The organism is Sinomonas mesophila (assembly GCF_001999765.1).
Classification (GTDB): Bacteria; Actinomycetota; Actinomycetes; order Actinomycetales; family Micrococcaceae; genus Sinomonas; species Sinomonas mesophila.
Genome location: NZ_MTIC01000023.1, coordinates 25460 through 46123 on the forward strand (window position 1 = coordinate 25460; position 20664 = coordinate 46123).

20 protein-coding genes are annotated in these 20664 nt (G+C 72.3%); 9 read left to right on the plus strand and 11 right to left on the minus strand.

Annotated elements, in window-relative coordinates; all coding sequences use genetic code 11:
* Nucleotide 1: 1 nt before the first annotated feature.
* The gene (locus BV907_RS16245) at nt 2-697 is read left to right on the plus strand and encodes an AAA family ATPase (RefSeq protein WP_077490785.1); all 696 of its coding nucleotides are present in this window, start codon (nt 2-4) and stop codon (nt 695-697) included.
* On the opposite strand, the gene BV907_RS16250 is transcribed toward BV907_RS16245, so the two are convergent.
* Together BV907_RS16250 and BV907_RS16255 are read right to left on the minus strand one after the other, a co-directional pair.
* A complete protein-coding gene (locus tag BV907_RS16250; protein ID WP_077490786.1) occupies nt 694-1383 on the minus strand; it encodes a haloacid dehalogenase type II in 690 nt (229 codons plus the stop codon). The genes BV907_RS16245 and BV907_RS16250 overlap by 4 nt on opposite strands.
* Nucleotides 1384-1535: 152 nt before the next feature.
* Nucleotides 1536-2090, minus strand: coding sequence for a type 1 glutamine amidotransferase domain-containing protein (locus BV907_RS16255; RefSeq protein ID WP_077490787.1), 555 nt, complete (start codon nt 2088-2090; stop codon nt 1536-1538).
* A 132-nt stretch (nt 2091-2222) separates the two neighbouring features.
* On the opposite strand from BV907_RS16255, the gene BV907_RS16260 reads away from it, so the two are divergent.
* Nucleotides 2223-3335 carry a lipid II:glycine glycyltransferase FemX gene (locus BV907_RS16260; protein ID WP_077490850.1) on the plus strand — a complete coding sequence of 371 codons (1113 nt, stop codon included), beginning with the start codon at nt 2223-2225 and terminating at the stop codon, nt 3333-3335.
* Between the two features lie 27 nt (nt 3336-3362).
* Complete coding sequence (locus BV907_RS16265; protein ID WP_077490788.1) at nt 3363-4964, plus strand: threonine/serine exporter family protein; 1602 nt, start codon at nt 3363-3365, stop codon at nt 4962-4964.
* Nucleotides 4965-5115: 151 nt separating this feature from the next.
* Here BV907_RS16265 and BV907_RS16270 read toward each other — a convergent pair whose 3' ends face one another.
* Nucleotides 5116-5994, minus strand: coding sequence for a siderophore-interacting protein (locus BV907_RS16270; protein ID WP_077490789.1), 879 nt, complete (start codon nt 5992-5994; stop codon nt 5116-5118).
* A 32-nt stretch (nt 5995-6026) separates the two neighbouring features.
* Nucleotides 6027-6878 (minus strand): uracil-DNA glycosylase, encoded by an 852-nt coding sequence (locus BV907_RS16275; protein WP_342745572.1) that lies wholly within the window; start codon nt 6876-6878, stop codon nt 6027-6029.
* 30 nt (nt 6879-6908) lie between these two features.
* Here BV907_RS16275 and BV907_RS16280 point away from each other — a divergent pair, with 30 nt between their 5' ends.
* The 4 genes from BV907_RS16280 (at nt 6909) to groL (ending at nt 11083) form a co-directional block, all read left to right on the plus strand.
* Nucleotides 6909-7220, plus strand: coding sequence for a DUF3263 domain-containing protein (locus BV907_RS16280; protein WP_077490790.1), 312 nt, complete (start codon nt 6909-6911; stop codon nt 7218-7220).
* A 45-nt stretch (nt 7221-7265) separates the two neighbouring features.
* On the plus strand, nt 7266-7883 hold the full coding sequence (locus tag BV907_RS16285) for a LytR C-terminal domain-containing protein (RefSeq protein ID WP_077490791.1): 618 nt from the start codon (nt 7266-7268) through the stop codon (nt 7881-7883).
* A gap of 1 nt (nt 7884) precedes the next feature.
* Entirely contained in the window at nt 7885-9183 is a 1299-nt protein-coding gene (locus BV907_RS16290; RefSeq protein WP_077490792.1) for an ABC transporter substrate-binding protein, read from the plus strand.
* Nucleotides 9184-9454: 271 nt separating this feature from the next.
* On the plus strand, nt 9455-11083 hold the full coding sequence (gene groL / locus BV907_RS16295; protein WP_077490793.1) for a chaperonin GroEL: 1629 nt from the start codon (nt 9455-9457) through the stop codon (nt 11081-11083).
* 284 nt (nt 11084-11367) lie between these two features.
* Here the strand turns inward: groL and BV907_RS16300 are convergent, their stop codons facing one another.
* From BV907_RS16300 to BV907_RS19710, 7 genes are all read right to left on the minus strand, one after another.
* Nucleotides 11368-12291: a ribonuclease HI family protein gene (locus BV907_RS16300; RefSeq protein WP_077490794.1), complete on the minus strand. Its 924-nt coding sequence runs from the start codon at nt 12289-12291 to the stop codon at nt 11368-11370.
* Between the two features lie 89 nt (nt 12292-12380).
* Nucleotides 12381-12662 carry a WXG100 family type VII secretion target gene (locus BV907_RS16305; protein ID WP_425441651.1) on the minus strand — a complete coding sequence of 94 codons (282 nt, stop codon included), beginning with the start codon at nt 12660-12662 and terminating at the stop codon, nt 12381-12383.
* A gap of 145 nt (nt 12663-12807) precedes the next feature.
* Nucleotides 12808-14334: a sensor histidine kinase gene (locus BV907_RS16310; RefSeq protein ID WP_175637499.1), complete on the minus strand. Its 1527-nt coding sequence runs from the start codon at nt 14332-14334 to the stop codon at nt 12808-12810.
* A 2-nt stretch (nt 14335-14336) separates the two neighbouring features.
* Nucleotides 14337-15050: a response regulator transcription factor gene (locus BV907_RS16315; RefSeq protein ID WP_175637500.1), complete on the minus strand. Its 714-nt coding sequence runs from the start codon at nt 15048-15050 to the stop codon at nt 14337-14339.
* A 77-nt stretch (nt 15051-15127) separates the two neighbouring features.
* Nucleotides 15128-16765, minus strand: a complete 1638-nt coding sequence (locus tag BV907_RS16320) for a DNA repair helicase XPB (protein WP_077490796.1) — start codon at nt 16763-16765, stop codon at nt 15128-15130.
* 40 nt (nt 16766-16805) lie between these two features.
* Nucleotides 16806-19193, minus strand: coding sequence for a helicase-associated domain-containing protein (locus BV907_RS16325; protein WP_077490797.1), 2388 nt, complete (start codon nt 19191-19193; stop codon nt 16806-16808).
* A gap of 1 nt (nt 19194) precedes the next feature.
* On the minus strand, nt 19195-19476 hold the full coding sequence (locus BV907_RS19710) for a hypothetical protein (RefSeq protein WP_342745573.1): 282 nt from the start codon (nt 19474-19476) through the stop codon (nt 19195-19197).
* Nucleotides 19477-19660: 184 nt separating this feature from the next.
* Here BV907_RS19710 and BV907_RS16335 point away from each other — a divergent pair, with 184 nt between their 5' ends.
* Nucleotides 19661-20035, plus strand: coding sequence for a cold-shock protein (locus BV907_RS16335; RefSeq protein WP_077490798.1), 375 nt, complete (start codon nt 19661-19663; stop codon nt 20033-20035).
* 2 nt (nt 20036-20037) lie between these two features.
* Nucleotides 20038-20601, plus strand: coding sequence for a DUF3027 domain-containing protein (locus BV907_RS16340; RefSeq protein WP_077490799.1), 564 nt, complete (start codon nt 20038-20040; stop codon nt 20599-20601).
* The last annotated feature ends 63 nt before the right edge of the window (nt 20602-20664 follow it).

A 20664-nucleotide genomic window follows, 5' to 3' on the forward strand; every position in this document is an offset into this window, starting at 1 on the left:
CATGTCCTACCCTTCGCCCCGCCAGCCCGGTTCCCTGGGCGGCGCGCCCATGAGAATCGTCCTGGCCGGCGTCGACGGCTCCGGCAAGTCGACGGCGGCGCGCGCCCTCGCCGACGCCTTCGCCGCGCGGGGCATCGAGAGCGAGCTGCTCGCCGCCCCCGGAGGCCGGCGCAGGCTCGACACGCTCGCCCGCCGCGCCGGCACGACGGCGATTCGCGTCCTCGGCGCGCGGGGACTGAGCCTCCTCGAAGCGGGCGTGCGGGCCGCGAATCTCCTGCGCGGCGAGCGGCGGCTCGCCTCGCGTGCCCGGCCGCCCGCCGTCGTCGTCCACGACCGCCACGCCGTGTGCCAGCTCGCGCTCGACGCCGCGCGGGGCGTCGCGACGCCCCGCTGGTTCAGCCGGCTCGCGGACAGGCTGCCGCCGGCGGACCTCGTCGTGTACCTCGACGTGCCGCCAGCCCTCGCCGCCGAGCGTGTGCGCCGGCGCGGGACCGACGTCGAGACGGAGGCTGATCTCGCGGCCTTCGACGCCGCCTACCGCTCCCTCGGCGCGTTCCCCGGATTCCTGCGCGTGGACGCCTCGGGCACCGAGGAGGAGGCGGCAGCCCGCGTGCTCGCGGCGGTCGACGGCGCGCTGGGCGCCGCGGTCTCCGGCTCACCCGCGCGGGAACCGCGGGGCGGTAGAGCTCTCTCCTAGGAGGCGTCGGGCCGCGGCAGGCCGAAGAGGACGGGAAGATCGGCGATGTCGGTGATGCGCTCGTAGCCGAGCCAGTGCTCGTCGTGCTCGAAGCCGCGGTCCACGTACACCTTCTTCTCGATCCCCATGACGGCCGCGGAGCGCAGGTCGTACATCGGGCTCGCGGAGACGTGGACGAGCTCGTCCGGGGTCACCCCGAGCTTCTCGAACAGGTAGTCGAACGCGGCGAGGCGCGGCTTGTAGCAGCCCATCTGCTCGGCCGTGATGATGACCTCGAACGGGGCCTTGAGCTTCTCTGCGAGGCGCTCGGCCTGCGCGGTGTCGCTGTTGGTGATGATGACCAGCGGGACGGCCTCGGCCAGGCGGTTCAGCGCCGCCGTGACGCCGGGGTACGGGCCGAAGGTGGGGATCCGGTCGTACACCTCGCGTGCCTCGTCCGCGCGGAACTCGAGGCCGACCTTGCGCGAGGCGCGCTCCATGGAGTTGGCGACGATCTGGTGGAAGGGCTTGTACGCGCCCATGCACTCGTCGATCCGGTACGCCTTGCAGATCCGCAGGTACTCATCGGCGACCTCCGCAGGGAGCCGGTCGCCGAGGACGTCACGCATCGTGTCGTTGATCGCGAACTTGATGAGCGTTCCGTTCATGTCGAACGTGACGAACTTCGGCAGGGTGTCGAATGCCATGGTCTTCTCCTCGGTGCCGGGCACGAGCGCGGTTGTCGATTGTCGACGACATTTTTTATGCGTCTTGAATGTATAACGGTCCGAAGGGTCCGTCAAGGGGCCTGGTGAGATTGGTTCGCAGGAGCGGGGCGGGCAGGCCTGCGAAGCCTGCCCTAGCCGTGCCGGCCCTCAGCGATCTCCTCGATCATCGCGCGGCAGAACGCCTCGAGGTCGCGGGGCCTGCGGGAGGTCGTGAGGCCGCGGTCGGTCACGACCTCCTGGTCCACCCACTCGGCCCCGGCATTGCGCAGGTCGCTCTCGAGGGAGGGGTACGAGGTCATGGTGCGGCCACGGACCGCGTCGGCCTCGATGAGGATCCACGGGCCGTGGCAGATGGCCGCGACCGGCTTCCCGGCCTCCACGAAGGACTTCACGAGGGCCACGCCCTCCTTCTCGAGCCGCATCCTGTCCGCGTTGAGCGTGCCGCCCGGCAGGACGAGCGCGTCGAAGTCGTCCGCGCTCGCGGCGGAGAGGGGGACGTCGACCGGGAACGACTCGCCGTGCTCCCAGTCGCCCTTCATGGCCGTGACGTGTCCCTCCTCGGGGGAGACCAGGACGGGCTGCCCTCCGGCCCGCTCGACCGCCTTCCACGGCTCCGTGAGCTCGGCCTGCTCGACGCCCCTGCGCGCGAGGAACGCGACCTTCTTGCCAGTGATGTTGTGTGCCATGCCCTCCGCTTTCCCTTCTCTGGCCGGACCCAAACCGACCCGCGTCCCGGCACCGGCGAGTGGGGCGGGCGCCGGTCGCAGACTGGCTAGACTGGCAAGGGCCCGCAGTCAGACCGAAGGGATCCCGTGCCCGTGACCACCCTCTCCGCCAGCCTCAATGCACGCTTCGCGAGCGAGTCCGAGATCGAGAACTGGGACAAGCACGTCACGGCCAACCCCAACGGTGGCAATCTCCTGCAGTCCGCGGCCTTCGCGGCGGTCAAACGGAACTTCGGCTGGGATATCCGTCACCTCGTGCTCGAGCCGACCGGCGGCGCCGGAGGGGAAGCCGCACAGCCGAGCTACAACCTCGTGCTCGAGAAGTCCTTCCCACTCCTGGGTCGCTTCTGGTACCTCATCAAGGGCCCCGACGTCGCCTCCGTCGAGGACATCCCCGCGGCCCTCGACGCCGTCCGCGACCTCGTGCGCCGGGAGCGCCTCGGCGTGTTCGCGGTCAAGATCGAGCCGGACATCGTGGACTCGGAGGAGGCCCGTGCCGTCCTCGCGCGAGCCGGCCTGGTCAAGGTCCCCAACCTCCAGCCGAACGACTCGACGGCGGTCCTGGACATCGGCTCCGAGCCCCACCTCGTGCTCAAGAGCATCTCCTCGCGCGGGCGCAACGCCGTGCGCCGCGCCGAGCGCGAGGGCGTGGAGGTCGTCGAGGCCGAACCCACCGCCGCGAACTACCGGACCATGCACGAGCTCATGACCGGTACCCTGACCACCAAGTCCCGCACGGGCGCACAGGTGCGCGGCTTGGACTACTACCGCCAGTTCTGGACCGAGTTCACCTCGCGCGGCCAGGGCCGGCTGTACTTCGTCTACGAGAACGGCCGCCCGTCCGTGGGAGCGTTCGTCATCAACTATGGCCGCAAGGGTACGTACAAGGACGGGGGCTCGCTGCAGAACCGCTCGCAGTACGGCGACTCGCACCTCGTCCAGTGGCGCGCCATCAACGACGTCAAGGCCCTCGGCTGCACCGAGTACGACTTCTGCGGCACCCCGCCCGCCGCGCAGGTGAAGGACAAGGAGCACCCGTTCCACGGCCTGGGCCTGTTCAAGACCTCGTTCTCGAAGACCGTCACGGACTTCGTGGGCTGCTGGGACTTCGTCATCGACCCGGCGCGGTACAGGGCCTGGTCCCTCGCTGGCGAGCGGATCGCCCGCCAGCTGTACACGCGCCGCACCGGCCAGCAGTTCTACTGAGGCCTCGCACGAAACGGACACGGGCCCATGGCTGAGACGGAGCACACCGACCGCTCCGGCGGGGACATCCCGGCCGGGGCCATCCCCAAGATCACCCCGGTCGCCTTCACCGACGTGCCCGCCGCGCCCGCTGCCGCCGAGCCGGTGCCGGCGCCCCTGACCTCACCGGTGCCAGAGGTGGCCGGACCCGCGACCCCGGGGGAGCCGATCACCGCCTCGCAGGTCCGCGCCAACGCCGCCGCCAAACGGGTCTTGGCCCGGCTCGTGCGCGGCGAGAACCCGCCCACGGCGCCGCTGAGCATCGTGGACCGCCTCGCTGGCAGCCCCTACGCGAATCTCACGATCCGGCAGGGCGCCGACGACTCGGCCCGCCGGACCCTGGACTTCGTGCTCAAGCTCGCCGAGACGATGTTCCGCTACGGCGCCGGCGCGCTCGAGGTCGAGACGTCGATCATCGCCGTCACGGCCGCGTTCGGGCTCCAGCATGTCGAGGTTGACATCACGAACCAGTCCGTGGCGATCAACTACGCGCCCCAGGACGGGACTCCCATCAACCTCCTGCGCGTCGTGCGCTCGTGGACGTCCAACTACGCTGGCCTGACCCTCGTGCACCAGCTCGTGAGCGAGATTGCCTCCGGCGGCGTGGGCCGGGACGAGGCGATGCGCCGCCTCCAGGGCATCACGCGGCGCGCCAAGCCGTTCCCCAAGTGGTCCGTCACGGCCGCCTTCGGCGTGTTCGCCGCCGTGTTCGTGGCCGTGCTCGGCGGCGGGCAGCTCGCCTCGCTCATCGCGTTCGGCTCGAACCTGCTCATCTCGCTCGTCGCGCGGGTCTTCGGCCGCTGGCGCGTCCCGGACTTCTTCACGACGCTCGCGAGCTCGTTCCTCGTCACGATCATCGCGCTGCTGCTGTACTGGGCCCAGCTGCCCATCGCGCCGGCGATCGTCGTCGTGGGCGGCATCCTGCTGCTCCTGCCGACGGCGCGGCTCGTCTCCGCGACGCAGGATGCCATCAACGGCTTCCCCGTGACCGCCGCCGGCCGGTTCCTCTCGGCGTTCCTGACGTTCGCCGCCGTCGTGGGAGGCATCGCGGTCGCGTCCGCGGCGGGCGAGCTGCTCGGCGTCGAGCGCATCGACGTCACCGAGACGTTCCCGGCCGCCTACCCGTACGTGGTCCAAGTGCTGCTCATCGCGACCGCCGTCGCGGCGATCGCCGTCACGGAGCAGACCTCGCGACGGCTCGTGCTGCCGACGGCGGGCGTCGGCGTGGCCGGGTACCTCGCCCTCACGGCGGTGGGGCTGCTCGGGGCGGGGGACAGCATCGCCCCGGCCGCGAGCGCCGTCGTCATGGGATTCCTGGCACGGATCGTGGCACTGCGGCTCGGGGCGCCGCAACTCGTCGTCGCCGTGCCCGCCGCGCTCATCCTCCTGCCCGGTCTGACGATCTTCCGGTCCATGTACGTCGCGAGCGTCGACGCCGCGCAGATCGTCACCGGGGCGGGCGGGATGCTCACCGCCATGGCGATCATCCTCGGCGCCGCTGGCGGGATCGTGCTCGGGGACAACCTCGCCCGGCCCTTCACGCGCAATGTCGCGGCGCTCGAGCAGCGCCGGAGGTCCCGCCGCCGCTGACGCCCTCACGTGCGGTCCGCGCCTCCGCCGTACAGGTTTCCCCAGCTTTGAGGCTACGAGCGCCCCGACACGCCGGAGAATGGGCCGACACGCCGCAGGTTGAAGGCCAAAGCCGGGGAGATTCGCACGCCCCAGCGTCAGGCCCGGCCGCTCAGATCTGCCCGATGGGCAGCTTCTTCTCCGCCTGGAACTGGTCCTCGGCGCGGCCCAGGGCCCAGTAGCCCGAGAGGGAGAGCTTCTCGCGCGGGATCCCGCGCTCCTTGAAGATGGCCCGGAGCTCCTTCATGGCCCCCCGCTCGCCGTGCGCGAAGACGTTCGGCGTGCCGGGCAGCCACGTCGCTTCGGCCACGGCCTCCGCCAGCACGAGCGTCTCGCCGGCCGGGAAGCCCTCGCGCGAGAGCCATCGCACCTCAACGCCGGCGGGCGCCGAGATCTCGACGACGTCGTCGGCGGAGCCGATCTCGAGGAACGCGAGCCCCTTGGCGTCCTCGGGGAGCGCCTCGAGGGCCGCGGCGATCGCCGGCAGCGCGGCCTCGTCGCCGGCGAAGAGGTGCCATTCGGCGTCGGGATCGGGGGAGTAGGCCCCGCCGGGGCCCGCGCACACGATCCGGTCGCCTGGCTGCGCGGCGGCGGCCCACGGGCCGGCGAGCCCCTCGTCCCCATGGACGACGACGTCGAGGGCGAGCTCGCGGGCCTCGGGGTCGAACGAGCGCACCGTGTACGTCCGGATCACGGGCCACTGCTCGGGCGGCAGCTGCTCCTTGAGCGCGGGGAGGTCCACGGGGCCCTCGGGCCACGTCCCGCCGGGCAGCGCGGTGGGGAAGGACACCTTGACGTACTTGTCCGTGAAGCCGTTGTCGGCGAACGCGTCGAAGCCGGGACCGCCGGCCACGACGCGCACGAGGTGGGGGCTCAGCTGCTCGGTGCGGACGACGACGAGGTCGAGCGTCGGGCGCGCCTTCCTGGCCGGGGTGGAGGGGCCGGATTCGGCCGCGTCCTGTGGCACGGGGGTCTGGGCGGGCAGAGTCATGCGCCCCAGACTACCGGCTGGCCCGCCGGCCCTCAGGCCCAACGCACGGGAGCGGCGCCCTGTGACGCGAGGAGCTCGTTGGCGCGGCTGAAGGGCCGCGAGCCGAAGAAGCCCCGGGACGCGCTCAGCGGCGAGGGGTGCGCGGAGGCGATGACCGGCGTCGTTCCCAGCAGGGGCCTCACGGACTGGGCGTCCTTGCCCCAGAGCACGGCGACGAGCGGGGCGCCGCGCGCGACGACGGCCCGCACCGCCGCGTCGGTGACCTCCTCCCAGCCGAGCCGCCGGTGCGAGCCGGCCGCGCCGGCGCGCACGGACAGGACCCGGTTGAGCAGGAGGACGCCCTCGTCCGCCCACGGCGAGAGGTCGCCGTCGTGCGGCGGGGGGACACCCAGGTCCGCGGTGAGCTCGCGGTAGATGTTCGCGAGGCTGCGGGGGAGCGGGGCGACCGCGGCGTCGACCGCGAAGCTCAGCCCGATCGCGTGCCCAGGCGTGGGGTACGGATCCTGGCCGAGGAGCAGGACGCGCACCGCGGAGAGCGGCTGCTGGAAGGCCCGCAGGATCCGGCGGGGCGGGGGAAGCACGACGGCGCCGTCCCCGGCCTCCGCGGCGAGCGCGCCGAGTGAGCGCCGCAGGGCGGGCTCCGCGGGAGCGAGCGCGTGCACCCATTCAGAGTGCACAAGCTCCTCGAGGGGCGCGCCGGCCATGCCGCCCAGGTCCCGCGCGTCGGCCTCCGGGTCAGGCGGGATGTCGGATGCTGCGCCGGACGGGCGGGACGCCGCGGTGCCTGCCCTTGCAACGGGCAGGTCGAAGAGCGGCTCGGAGTCCATCACCGCACCCAGTCTGCCAGAGGAGGCCGGGGCCCCGGCGGCCGCGTCGAATGACATGCCTGTAGTTCCTTCCCTAGACTGGAGGGCATGTCGGCAGCAGCGCAGAAGACCCATGGGCTCGATCTTGGGGCGCAGGGTCGCCCCACCACGGGACTTTCGGAACGCGACGTGCAGATGCTCGCCCTCGAGCGCGGCTGGTGGAAATACGCCGGCGCCAAGGAGCAGGCCGTCCGCGAGCTCTTCGACCTTTCGGCGACGCACTACTACCAGCTTCTCAACGCGCTCATCGACACGGAGGCGGCACTGGCGCACGACCCGATGCTCGTCAAGAGGCTGCGTAGACTGAGGACGTCGCGGCAGCGCGCGCGCACCGCCCGCCGTCTCGGCGGGGACGCCTGACGCTGCCCCTCCCAGCAGGCCGAGAACCGAGGACCCCACGCAGGCATGAGCACCTACCTCCGCGACGAGTTCGATGCAGTCCCCGAGTCCCCGCGCCGCCAGGGCGTGCACCGCACCCGGTCAACGGAGCCTCGGCGCGGCCTGGGCTGGATCATCGCGGCCGGGATCGCCGCGCTGATCATCGGCGCGGCCGCATTCTTCCTCATGCCGCGCCTTGCCGACACGTCCTCGATGGCCGGTGTCCCCTTGCCGTCGTCCGCCGCCCCGAGCGGGGCCCCGACGCCGAGCTCGACGGGGACGAGCGCCTCGCCGTCGGCCAGCCCGACGGAGGCGAGCCCCTCGCCGTCGGCCGCCGGTACGGCCACCGCGGCCTCGTCCGGCGGCGCCAACCGCGCCCTCGAGGTCGGTGTCTACAACTCGACCGGCACTGCGGGCCTCGCCAGCCGGGTCGGCGACCAGGCCCGCGCGGCCGGCTGGGCCGTCACGTCCGTGGGGAACTGGAGCGGGGGGCCCGTGAACACATCGATCGTCTTCTACCGGAGCGCGGGGGACGCCGCCTCCGCCCAGGCGCTCGCGGCGGACCTCGGCATCCCGACCGTCCTCGAGGCGCCAGGCCTCGGCATCCCGCTCGCCGCGGTGATCGGCCCCGGGTACGCCGGCTGACATGGCCGCCTTGATCGCGCGCACCCGCCGCGGTGCTGACCCCCGACCCCACAGGGCGGGCAAGGCCCGCGCCGGCCTCCTCCGTGCCCTCGCGGGCGGCGCCGCGGCGGCCCTCGCGCTCGCCGCGTGCACGCCGGGCGGAGACGCGCGGACTGCGCAGCCCGGACCCTCGGGGGACGGCGTGCTGCGGATCGGGCTCCTCCTCGACAACGAGGGCGAGTCGGCCTACCTCAACGACGCCCAGCTCGCCGCCGTCGTCCTCGCCGTCCAGGAGGCCAACGCCGCGGGCGGGCACGCGGGCAAGCCGGTCGAGCTCCTCGACGCCGAGCCGTCCGCCGACACGGGCGCGGCGGCGCGGCGGCTCGTCGAGGCGGGTGCCGACGTCGTCATCGGACCGACCGACTCGAGCCGCGCTCCGGCCGCCATCGACGTCCTCGCCCACGCCAAGGTCACGCTCATCTCGCCCGCGAACACCTCAACGCCGCTGAGCTCGTACCCGAGCAGCGGCTTCTACTTCCGCACCACGGCCGCGGAGGCCGCCGAAGGCGCCGCGCTCGTCGAGCTCGCGCGCCAGTCCGGCGCACGCAGCGTCGCGGTGCTGAACCAGGCCGGTTCCCGCGGGAAGGCCGTCGCCGACGGGGCGAAGGCGGCGCTCGGCGCGGCCGGCCTCGAGGACGCGGGCAGCGCCGAGTTCAGGGGCCACGACGCGGCGGCCGCCGCGCTCGGCGCCCAGGAAGCGGACGCCGTCGCCGTCGTCGCCCACGACGGCGGGCCGGCCATCCTCGCCCAGCTTGCCGAGGCGGGTCTCTCCGGCGGCAGGCTCGTGCTCTCGGACGGGCTCGTGGGCCGCTACGGGTCCGCGCTCGCGGCCCGCTCCCTCGAGGGCGCGCGCGTCGTCGTCCCGGGCGTCTTCCCGAGCGCCGAGTTCCAGACCGCAATCCTCGGCCAGGACGAGGATCTGACCGACATGGCGTTCGCCGCCGAGGCTTACGACGCGGCAGCGCTCGCGATCCTCGCCGCCGCGGTCGCCGAGGACGATGCTGGCGCCTCCATCGCCTCGCGGCTCACCGCGGTCTCGGGCGGGGACCCAGGCACGGGGAGCCCGGACCGTACGGACTGCACTGGCCTGCCAGCCTGCCTCGAGCTCGCCCGGGCCGGTAGGGCCGTGGACTACGAGGGCCAGTCGGGGCCCGTGGCGTTCGACGGGCACGGGGACATCACGACGGCGCGGTTCATGGTGCTGCGCTTCGGTGCGGACAACCTGCCGAAGGTCGACGGCGAGGTCACGGTCGCCCGCTGAGGCGCCGCCCGGGGCCTCATCCGGCGTCCCCCGCGCTTGCACTCGGAGGGGTCGAGTGCTAATGATTGACCTAGCACTCCCGCAGGCAGACTGCTAACCGAGCGGGCCCGGACGGGCCGGCGAGGCGCCGTCGCCAGCGGGGGGAAGGGAACACCTCGCTGGGGTGAGGCGACCAGGACCGTTCGCGTAGCGGGCCAGGGAGCCGGCCGTCGCGGGCGCTGCAGCAGGTGGCCACTAAGACAGTCACGTCCCGGAAGGACTCCAAGCCGTCATGGCCAAGATCATTGCATTCGACGAGGAGGCCCGCCGCGGTCTCGAGCGCGGCCTGAACACGCTGGCCGACGCCGTCAAGGTCACCCTCGGCCCCCGTGGCCGCAACGTCGTCCTCGAGAAGAAGTGGGGCGCCCCCACGATCACGAACGACGGTGTCTCCATCGCCAAGGAGATCGAGCTCGACGACCCGTACGAGAAGATCGGCGCGGAGCTCGTCAAGGAGGTCGCCAAGAAGACCGACGACGTCGCTGGCGACGGCACCACGACCGCCACCGTCCTCGCCCAGGCGCTCGTCAAGGAGGGCCTCCGCAACGTCGCCGCCGGCGCCGACCCGCTCTCCCTCAAGCGCGGCATCGAGAAGGCCGTCGACGCCGTCACCAAGGAGCTCCTCGAGTCCGCCAAGGAGATCGAGACCAAGGAGGAGATCGCCGCCACCGCGTCCATCTCCGCCGGCGACACCCAGATCGGCGAGCTCATCTCCGAGGCCCTCGACAAGGTGGGCAAGGAGGGTGTCATCACCGTCGAGGAGTCCAACACCTTCGGCCTCGAGCTCGAGCTCACCGAGGGCATGCGCTTCGACAAGGGCTACATCTCCGCGTACTTCGTCACCGACGCCGAGCGCCAGGAGACGGTCCTCGAGGACCCGTACATCCTCATCGTCAACTCCAAGGTGAGCTCGGTGAAGGACCTCGTCGCGGTCCTCGAGAAGGTCATGCAGACCAACAAGCCGCTCCTCATCATCGCCGAGGACGTCGAGGGCGAGGCCCTGGCCACGCTCATCGTCAACAAGATCCGCGGCACCTTCAAGTCCGTCGCCGTCAAGGCCCCGGGCTTCGGCGACCGCCGCAAGGCCATGCTGACCGACATCGCCATCCTCACCGGCGGCCAGGTCATCGCCGAGGAGGTCGGCCTCAAGCTCGAGAACGCCACGGTCGAGCTGCTCGGCAAGGCCCGCAAGGTCGTCGTGACCAAGGACGAGACCACGATCGTCGAGGGTGCCGGCGACGCCGACCAGATCGCCGGCCGCGTGTCCCAGATCCGCGCCGAGATCGAGAACTCCGACTCGGACTACGACCGCGAGAAGCTCCAGGAGCGCCTCGCCAAGCTGGCCGGCGGCGTCGCCGTCATCAAGGCCGGCGCGGCCACCGAGGTCGAGCTCAAGGAGCGCAAGCACCGCATCGAGGACGCCGTCCGCAACGCGAAGGCCGCCGTCGAAGAGGGCATCGTCCCTGGTGGCGGCGTGGCCCTCATCCAGGCTGGCGCCAAGGCGTTCGCGAACCTCACGCTCGAGGGTGACGAGGCAACGGGTGCCAACATCGTCAAGGTCGCCATCGACGCCCCGCTGAAGCAGATCGCCTTCAACGCCGGCCTCGAGCCGGGCGTCGTCGTCGACAAGGTCCGCAGCCTGCCCGCCGGCCACGGCCTGAACGCCGCCACGGGCGTCTACGAGGACCTCCTGACGGCCGGCGTCAACGACCCGGTCAAGGTCACCCGCTCGGCGCTGCAGAACGCCGCGTCGATCGCCGGCCTCTTCCTCACGACCGAGGCCGTCGTCGCCGACAAGCCCGAGAAGGCCGCCCCGGCCATGCCCGGTGGCGACGAGATGGGCGGCATGGGCGGCTTCTAACCCCCACCCCCTCCCTTTCGGGTACGCATCTCGTCGCGATTCCGGCGTTTCGGGTACGCGGCAGAAGCACGACGGCGGGGTCTCCACTGCGGTGGGGGCCCCGCCGTCGGCGTGCGGGGGCATGACGGGGGCGGCACTTGGGAGCGTTCAGGCGCTCGCGGACATTCCAGGGCGGACGGACGACGAGGCCTGCACCCGACACGTGGAATGTGCGTCCAGATGCGTACCCGGAACGTGGATTGGGCGACGAGATATGTACCCGAAACGGGGGCCTGGACGGGGCGTCAGGCCTCCGGGGTTCCCTGATGGAAGCGCAGCCGCCAGCGGCCGTCGGTGCGCTGCCACAGCGACGAGCGCAGGGCGGAGCCCTGGACCCCGACGGTGCGGTAGACGAGCTGGACCACGTCCGGTCCCACGGCCGCGGCGTCCACCAGCTCGAAGCGCACCTGGAGCTCGGGCCCGTCGACCAGCTCCTCGATGAGTTCCTCCCGGCCCCACAGCCGCCCGGAGGCGCCGACCTCGGAGTAGTCGGGGTGCAGGAGGTAGGCGAGCTGGCCATAGTCCGCACGCACTTCTGGGTCGAGGAGCTCCTGCTCGAGCTCGACGACCGCCTCAATGTCCTTCTCGGCGGCCGACGAGGCGCCAGTCGCGGCCGCCCCGGGCAGCGACTCGTCGCCGAACAGGCCGGGCTGCTGCGTGTCGAGCGGCTGCTCGGCCTCGGCGAGGACGCGCCCGTGGGGGACCCCGTCGAAGCCGGGCCCCTCGACGGGCGCCGCGCCGGACTGGAAGGCGAGCGCGCACGCGCGGGCCCGCTCGTCAGCGGCCTCGTTGAGGGTGTGCCCTGCGTGGCCCTTGACCCACTCGAAGGTATACGTGCGCCCGGCGAGTTCGGCGTCGATCTGGTGGAGCAGGTCGACATTGAGCACGGGCTTGCCGTCGGCCTTCTTCCATCCCCGCTTCTTCCATCCCGGCATCCACTTCGTGACGCAGTTGATCACGTACTGGCTGTCGCACAGGATGCGCAGCGGCTCCTCAGGGAGGTGCGCGGTGGCCCGGAACAGGTCCAGAACGGCCATGAGCTCGCCCTGGTTGTTCGTCCCGTGGGGCCATCCGCCGGCATGCCAGCGGGAGTCGTCCACGTACCAGGCCCAGCCTGCGGGGCCGGGGTTGCCGAGGGCGGAGCCGTCTGCAGCGGCGGTGATGGTCATGGCCTCAATCCTGCCAGACCGCACCGGTGGACGGGCCCGCGCCTGACGGTGGGCAAGGCCCGGCCGGGTTCCGGCCGCTGCCGTAGGGCTCAGACGGCGAAGCGGCGGGCGTTGTCGCTCTCGATCGAGCCGTAGGCACTGCCCGCGCTGCGCAGCGCTCCTCCGATCTGTGCCAGCGAGGCCTCGACCTGGGCCTGCGTCCGCGCCCAGTCGGCCACGAGCGCCTGGAAGCTGTTCGCTGCCTGCCCCTGCCAGCTGCCGCGAAGGTTCTCGAGATCGCCCTTCATGGTCTGGACCTCCGCCTGGACGCGCTCTGCCGTCGCCAGGACGCGCTGGGCGCTGACGTCGATCGCGTCGGTGTCTACCTTCACAATGGCCATTCCATCCTGCTCTCCGTGGTCGGTTCGCGGCCGCGCCGCGCCTGCCCTTCGAGCCTAGGAGTCCTCCCGGTCGCCCGGAGCCGGATCCTGCGGATTGTGGATAACGCGCCCGAAATGGGCCCCTGTGGAGGAGGAGTCAGGACCGCTCGGAGGCCGCGTCGACCGCCCGGCCCGGCTCGGCGGCGCTCGACGGCGGCTCGGCCGGCCGCTCGGGGACGGCCACGTGGGGGAGCTCGATGATGAACGTCGCCCCGCCGCCGGGGGTCTCCTCGTGCCGCACGGTCCCACCGTGCGACCCCACGATCGCGGCCACGATGGCGAGGCCGAGCCCCGTGCCGCCTGTGTCGCGTGTGCGCGAGGTGTCCGCGCGGTAGAACCGCTCGAAGATCTTCGTCGCGTCCTCCGCGGCGATGCCCGGCCCGTGGTCCCGCAGCTCGAGGACCGCCGCGTGCCGGGTGCCCGACGCCCGCGTGCCGACAGCGATCTCAAGGGGCGACCCGTCGGGGGTGTAGCGCAGCGCGTTGCCCACGAGGTTGCCCACGACCTGGCGCAGCTTGGCCTCGTCGCCGAGCGTCGGGGCGGGACCCGGTCGCCCGCCGTCGTCCAGCCCCACGAGCCGGAAGGCGCGCTCGGGCGCCGCCGCCTGAGCGTCGACGAGCGCGTCGTGGGCGAGGGGGAGGAGGTCGACGGGCTTGAGCTGGACGGGGCGCTGCTCGTCGAGCCGGGCGAGGGTGAGGAGGTCCTCGACCATGGCGCCCATGCGCTTGGCCTCGCTCTCGATCCGGCCCATAGCGGTCGCGACGTCGTCGTCCGTCCCGAGGGCTCCGTGCCGATAGAGCTCGGAGAAGCCGCGGATTGTCACGAGCGGCGTGCGCAGCTCGTGCGAGGCATCCGAGACGAACCGCCGCATCCGCGCCTCCGAGGCCATCCGGGCCTGGAACGCCACCTCGATGTGCGCGAGCATCGCGTTGAGCGAGGAGGAGAGCCTGCCGAGCTCCGTCCCGGGCGCTTCCGTGTCGACGCGTTGCGACAGGTCACCGGCGGCGATCGCGGCGGCGGTCTTCTCGACCCGTCTCAGGGGCCTGAACGCATGTGTCACGGTCCATGTCGCGATGAGGAAGGCGGACGCGAGCGTGATGATCCCGAGGGCGGCGGTGAGTCCGAGCGTGTGCTGGACGGCGTTGTCGACATTCGTCAGGGGCAGCGCGATCATGAGTGTCGCTCGCTCGCCGGTGTCCAGGACCCGCACGGGGATCGCGGTGTAGCGCCAGTCCACGTCGCGCTCGGTGCCGCGGGACTGTCGGATCTCCTGCACGGACTGCATCCAGCCGGCCTCGTCCGGCGTCAGGACGGCGACGTCGGGCCGGCCCGGGGCATTGGACACATTCGAGTAGAGGCGCGGCTGGGATCCGTCCTCGCCATAGATGACGAGCACGAAGTCGTTCGGCAGGAGCGGGTTCGGGTCCGTCAGGAGTGCAATGTTCTGGTTCTTCTGAGCGAAGATCGAGGCGTTCTCGAGCTTGTCGTCGAGCTGGCCCACGAGGAAGGTCTTGAGCTGGGTGACGGTCGCGGCGGCCGTGAGGAAGATGGCGCCGGTCAGCAGGACCATCATGATCACGATGAGCTGCGAGCGCAGCGACGCGCCCTTCCAGAGGGCCAGCACGGTCAGCGCTTCTCCGCAGTCCGCAGGACGTAGCCGACGCCGCGCTTGGTCTGGATGAGGCTCGGACCGTTGGCCTCGACCTTGCGGCGCAGGTAGGAGATGTAGGACTCGACGATCGAGGCATCGCCGTTGAAGTCGTACTCCCACACGTGGTCCAGGATCTGCGACTTCGAGAGCACCCTGTTGGGGTTGAGCATGAGGTAGCGCAGGAGCTTGAACTCCGTGGGCGAGAGGTCGATGATGACGCCGCCGCGGCGCACCTCGTGGGCGTCGTCGTCGAGCTCGAGGTCATCGACGCGGATCACGGCATCGTCGTCCAGCACGGGCTGCGTCCGGCGCAGGACGGCGCGGATGCGCGCGACGACCTCGTCGAGGCTGAACGGCTTGGTCACGTAGTCGTCTCCGCCGACGGTGAGGCCCTGGACCTTGTCCTCGGTCTCGTCCTTGGCGGTGAGGAAGAGGACGGGGACGTGGCGGCCCGCCGCGCGCAGTTTGCGGGTCACGGTGAAGCCGTCCATGTCCGGCAGCATGACGTCCAGGACCACGAGGTCCGGTGCCTGCTCCTCGGCGGCGGCGAGGGCCTCGCGGCCGTTGCCGGCGGCGATGACCTCGAAGCCCGCGAAGCGCAGGGACGTGGAGAGGAGCTCGCGGATGTTCGGCTCATCGTCGACGACGAGCAGCTTGGCCTCGGGTTCTGTCTTCTTCACGGTTCCCATGGTGCGCCCAGTTTCTGTGAATCGTCTGGACGTCTCCTGAGCTTCCGGTCGGCAAATGCTCGACGGCTAGCCGAGCCTCACGGGATCTCGCCCGCATCGAGGATCCGGTACGCGTACCCCTGCTCGGCGAGGAAGCGCTGCCGCTTGGCGGCGAAGTCCTGGTCCAGCGTGTCCCGGGCCACGAGCGCGTAGAAGCGCGCCGCCCGGCCGTCCGCCTTGGGGCGCAGGAGCCGCCCCAGCCGCTGCGCCTCCTCCTGACGCGAGCCGAATGAGCCCGAGACCTGGATGGCCACGGACGCCTCGGGCAGGTCGATCGAGAAGTTCGCGACCTTCGACACGACGAGCCGCCGCTCCTGGCCCGCCCGGAATGCGTCGAAGAGCCGCTGCCTCTCCTTGACGCTCGTCGAGCCCGTGATGACCGGAGCGCCGATGCGCTCGCCGATCTCCTCGAGCTGGTCCAGATACTGGCCGATCACGAGGAGCTGGTCGTCGGCGTGGCGGGACACGAGCCGCGTCACGACGCCGGTCTTGGTCTCGCTCGCCGCGCACAGCCGGTACTTGTCGGCGTCCTCGGCGATCGCGTACGCCATGCGCTCGTCCCGGGGCAGGTCCACTCGGACCTCGACGCAGTCCGCCGGCGCGATGTACCCCTGCGCCTCGATGTCCTTCCACGGCGCGTCGTACCGCTTGGGCCCGATGAGCGAGAACACCTCGCCCTCGCGCCCGTCCTCGCGCACGAGCGTGGCCGTGAGCCCGAGCCGGCGGCGGGCCTGCAGGTCCGCCGTCATGCGGAAGATCGGCGCCGGCAGGAGGTGCACCTCGTCGTAGACGATGAGGCCCCAGTCGTTCCGGTCCACGAGCTCGAGGTGCGGGTACAGGCCGCCGCGCTTGGACGTGAGCACCTGGTAGGTGGCGATCGTCACCGGGCGGACCTCCTTGACCGCGCCCGAGTACTCGCCGATCTCGTCCGCGGTCAGCGACGTTCGCCTGAGCAGCTCGTCGCGCCACTGCCTCGCGGAGACGGTGTTGGTCACGAGGATGAGCGTCGTCGTGGAGGACTGGGCCATCGCCGCGGCCCCCACGAGCGTCTTGCCCGCGCCGCAGGGAAGCACGACGACGCCGCTGCCGCCGGCCCAGAAGTTCTCCGCGGCCACCTTCTGGTACGGCCGCAGCGACCAGCCCTCCTCCTCGAGCCGGATCGGGTGGGGCGTGCCATCGACGTAGCCCGCGCGGTCGTCGGCGGGCCAGCCGATCTTGAGCAGGGCCTGCTTGAGCGCGCCGCGTTGCGAGGAGTGCACGACCGTGGTCTGGGCGTCGATGCGGGGACCGAGCATGGGCGCGATCTTCTTCGCCCGCATCACCTCCTCGAGCACGGGGTAGTCCTCGGTGCGCATGACGAGCCCGTGCACCGGATCCTTCTCGAGGCGGAGCCGCCCGTAGCGGGACATCGTCTCCTCGATGTCGATCAGGAGCGCGTGCGGCACGGGGAAGCGCGAGCGGCGCAGGAGGGCGTCGAGGACCTTCTCGGCGTCGAGCCCGGCGGCGCGGGCGTTCCACAGCCCCAAGGGCGTGATCCGGTAGGTGTGGACGTGCTCGGGGGCGCGCTCGAGCTCGGCGAAGGCAGCGATCTCGTGCCGGGCGTCGACGGCGTCGGGGTGGTCGACCTCGAGGAGGATCGTCTTGTCGCTCTGGACGATGAGCGGTCCGTCGCCCACAACTCCTCCTTGGCCGTAACGTCTCCCGCAGCAGCCGGCGCTAGGCCAGCTCGACGTCGATGATCCGGTGCACGCTCAGGACCCTCTCGGTCTCCCGCTCCGGGTCGAAGACGCGCACGCGCCCCGCGGAGATCGAGACGGGACGCAGCTCCTCGACGGTCGAGTTGCCCAGCGCATCGACGATGTTCAAGCGTACCGCCCGCTTGAGCCGGATGGCCTTCTGCAGCGTCTCGATGCCCAGGAGCGGCGTCGCCTCGTCGGCGAGCGGCCCGACGGGGGACTGCGTCCGGAGTACGGCGAGCTGCGCCTCCACGGCCTCGGGGTCCGGGGTGGCGGCGCGCGGCCGCGGGGTCGGCAGCGGGTTGGCACCGGGCCGGCGGCGCAGCCTGACGACCGGGTCGAGCGACGCGTCGACGGCGGGGGCGAGCCCGAGCTCGCGCAGGACGGCGGCGACCTCGCCGGGGGAGGCGTTGCTCACGACGACGGTCGGCGCGATCTGCGTCAGGCCCAGCTGCCGCGCCGCCGGGTCGGCGAGGAGCCCCGCGAGGGCGGCCTCGTCGTCGCTCGCGATGAAGCTGCCCGCGCGGCCGACCCGGATCCGACCGTGCCGTGCAGCGGTGTCCTCGACGAGGTAGGCGAGCGGCTGCGGGACGGGCGTGGACGAGTGCTCGGCGAGGAACGCGCGGATCGACGAGGCGTCCTCGCCGGCGTCGAGCGCCCGCCGCAGGCTCGCGGCCGAGAAGCGGTAGATCGTGGCCGGGCCCTGGCCCTCGGGGTCCGCGAGGAGGGAGAGCCGCCGGGCGAGCACGGGATCGAGGTAGCCGGGCGCGACGGCGGTCAGGTCCGCCTGGAGCAGCACCCGGTCGACGCTCGCGGGCAGGAGCTCCGTGAGCCTGTCCCGCGCCGCGTCGAAGTCGTCAGCGAGGACGGCCGCGCCGACGCGGGTCAGGGCTCCCGAGCCCGTGAAGCCCAGGAGGGCGGCCTCGGCGAGGGTCCCCTCGAGGAGCCCGCGGAGCCGGCGGCCGAGGCGCGGCTGGAGCCAGTCGATCCGGCGCCGGATCGCCTCCGGGGTGGCCACGGCGCAGCGTCCCTCGGGCAGGCCCGCCTCATCGGCGAGGGCCGCGGCGACCTCGAGGACGCGGCGCCGGACGGCGGGGGCGTCTGGCCGCTGCCCCTCGCCCGAGAGCGGGGCGAGCTGGTCGCTGCCCTCGGCGGACATCGCGAGGGAGGGCACCCTCGTCGTGTCGAGCCACGCCGTGGCGAGCAGCAGCCACTGCTCGGGCCGCGAGAGGGCGAGCCACTCCTCGGCGCCGGTCGCGCGCCACGAGGACGTGTCCGGGTCGAGGGCCAGGACGCCGGCGGCCGCCGCGAGCTCGAGGGCGAAGACCGTGGAGTCCGCCTCCGCGCGCAGTGCCGCCGTGACGCGGCGCAGCTCGCGCGTGCCCACGCCCCCGGACCGCAGCGTCTCGACGGGACGCTCGGAGGCCTCGACGGCGAGGGCGCTCACGAGGCGGAGGACGTCGGCGATCGCGCCGAGCGCTGCGTTGCGGCGCAGCAGGTCGGTCGTGCCAGCGGTCTCGATCGGCGGGGCCGCGAGGGCCAGCTCGGGGACGATCTTGCCGCCACGCTGGGCCAGTCCCGCTGCGCGCGGGAACTCGACGTGCTCGTCGTCGAGCGGGACGAGGAGGCCGTGCGACAGGAGCCAGTCGACGGGGTTGTCCGTGCGCCGTCCGGGTCGGATCCGCGCCGCCGCGTGGGGGATCGCGCCAACCGGCCAGTTCTCGAACTTGGCGAGGACCTCGTGCGTCCGCGGGGGAGCGCCGTCGAGCGCGTCCGGCAGGGCCGCCCAGCGCTCGAGCGCATACGCGGCGGCGATATGGTGCTCGATCGGCTGCTGCTGCGCAGCGCCGGGGATCGCATTGGCGATCCGCGCGGCATGCTCCGCGAACAGGGGAGAGGCCGTTGCCAGATCCGTGTACGGCCTGCCGAGCCCCGCGGGATAGTTGCCGAGGACCTCGCGGATGCGGGCGACGGGCAGGTAGTACCTGCGGCGGCTGCCCGAGGCCGAGTGGATCGTGTCCGGGGGGTCGGCGCGGTAGACGAGGCCTAGCTGGGAGAGCGTGGCAAGGAGCGTCTCGAGGGTGCCGAGGGTTGCGCCGCCGACGGCGTGACGCAGCTCGACGCTGCTGCCGCTGCGTCCCTCGTCCTCGTTGGTCGTCAGGACGAGTGCCTCGAGAACCTGGAGCTCGGGCCTGGAGAGCGACTCGAGCGCGCGTTGGAGGCTGATGCGGGCACACGCCCGGGCGGCGAGGGCGGCGAAATCCGGCACACCCGGCGTGATGAGGTCAGGGCGGGCTGAGAACAGCCGGCGCAGGGCGTCGTTGCCCCGGGAGGAGAGCTCTTCGGCGAGTGCGCGGATCGACGACATCTCAGTGGCGCCTGCGCTCGAGGACCCCGGCGACGATGGCCGCCGCCATGAGGAGGAAGGCGACCGGCAGGCCGTACAGCGCGAGCGCCGTGACCCACGCGGGCGCCGTCGCGCCCCCGGATGCGAGCGCGAGCGTGGCCGCCCAGGCAGCGAGGGAGAGGCCCGCGAGGAGGGCACCGCCCACGGTCGCGGCCCGGCGCCAGCCGTGCGCGCCGTCGGATCCGAGCGGGCGCTGTCCGCCCGTCTGCTCTGAGGGTCCCTGCTGGGGAAGGGAAGGCACCATGGCTACAACCTAACAGCGACCGGCAAGGGGCGCGGGAAACAGGCCGACACGGTCGGTGCGAGACAGTAACCTAGAAGCAGTACACGAGCGCTCGCGTCACGGGCAGGCCGTTCCCTGCCCGGGAGTGCCGTCCGCCGACAGCGGGTGTTCTCTTTTCGATTCCTCACAGATGGGGGTTGTGGCAGTGCCCACTGGCAAGGTCAAGTTCTTCGACAAGGCGAAAGGCTTCGGCTTCATCGCTGGCGACGACGGGCAGGAGGTCTTCCTGCCCGGCTCCGCCGTGCCCGCCGACGCCGAGATCAAGACCGGGTCGCGGCTCGAGTACGGCGTGGCGGACGGCCGCCGCGGGCCGCAGGCCCTCAGCGTCCGCGTCCTGGAGAAGCTCCCGTCCGTGGCCCGCGCCAAGCGGGTCCCGGCCCGCGAGCTCGCCCCGATCGTCCAGGACCTCGTGAGCGTCCTCGACAACCTCTCGGGCCAGCTCGCCAAGGGCAGCTACCCCGAGAAGGGCCCCGCGATCGCCGCCGCGCTCCGCCGCGTCGCAGACCAGCTCGACGCCTAGCCATGGTCGCTCCCACTGCTCCCTCCTCGTCGGCGCCGAAGCGCAAGGCCGGCGTCCCCGTCTGGCGCGTCGGCAAGCCGGACGCCTTCCTCGCCTCGGCGGTCGAGGCCGCGCGCAGCGCGCTGCTCGAGACCGTCCGCGCCGACGAGGTCGGCGAGCATGTGGCCGCCAAGAGCGAGGGCGAGCGGGTGGTGACGCACCTGTTCGAATCGCGCCTGGCCGGGTACCGGGGCTGGTACTGGTTCGTGACGGTCGCGCGCGTGGCCCGATCGAAGGCGGTCACCGTCAACGAGGTCGGCCTCGTCCCGTCCGAGGACGCAGTCCTGGCCCCCGAGTGGGTCCCCTGGGCCGAGCGCGTGCGGCCCGAGGACCGTGAGGCAGCCGAGGACCTGGCCGTGTCGGAAAGGGACGCGTCTGAAACCGACGTGTCTGAAACGGACGAGCGGGACGCCGCCGAGCACGACGCCGGCGAGCGATACGCCGCAGGGGAGGACGCCGCCGAGCAGGACGCCGCCGACGTGGAGTCAGCCGCGGTGCAGGACGCCAGCGAGGAGCAGGACGCGTAGGCGCAGTCACCCCCCAGACGACGGCGGGCCCCACCTGAGGTGGGGGCCCGCCGTCGTCTGCTG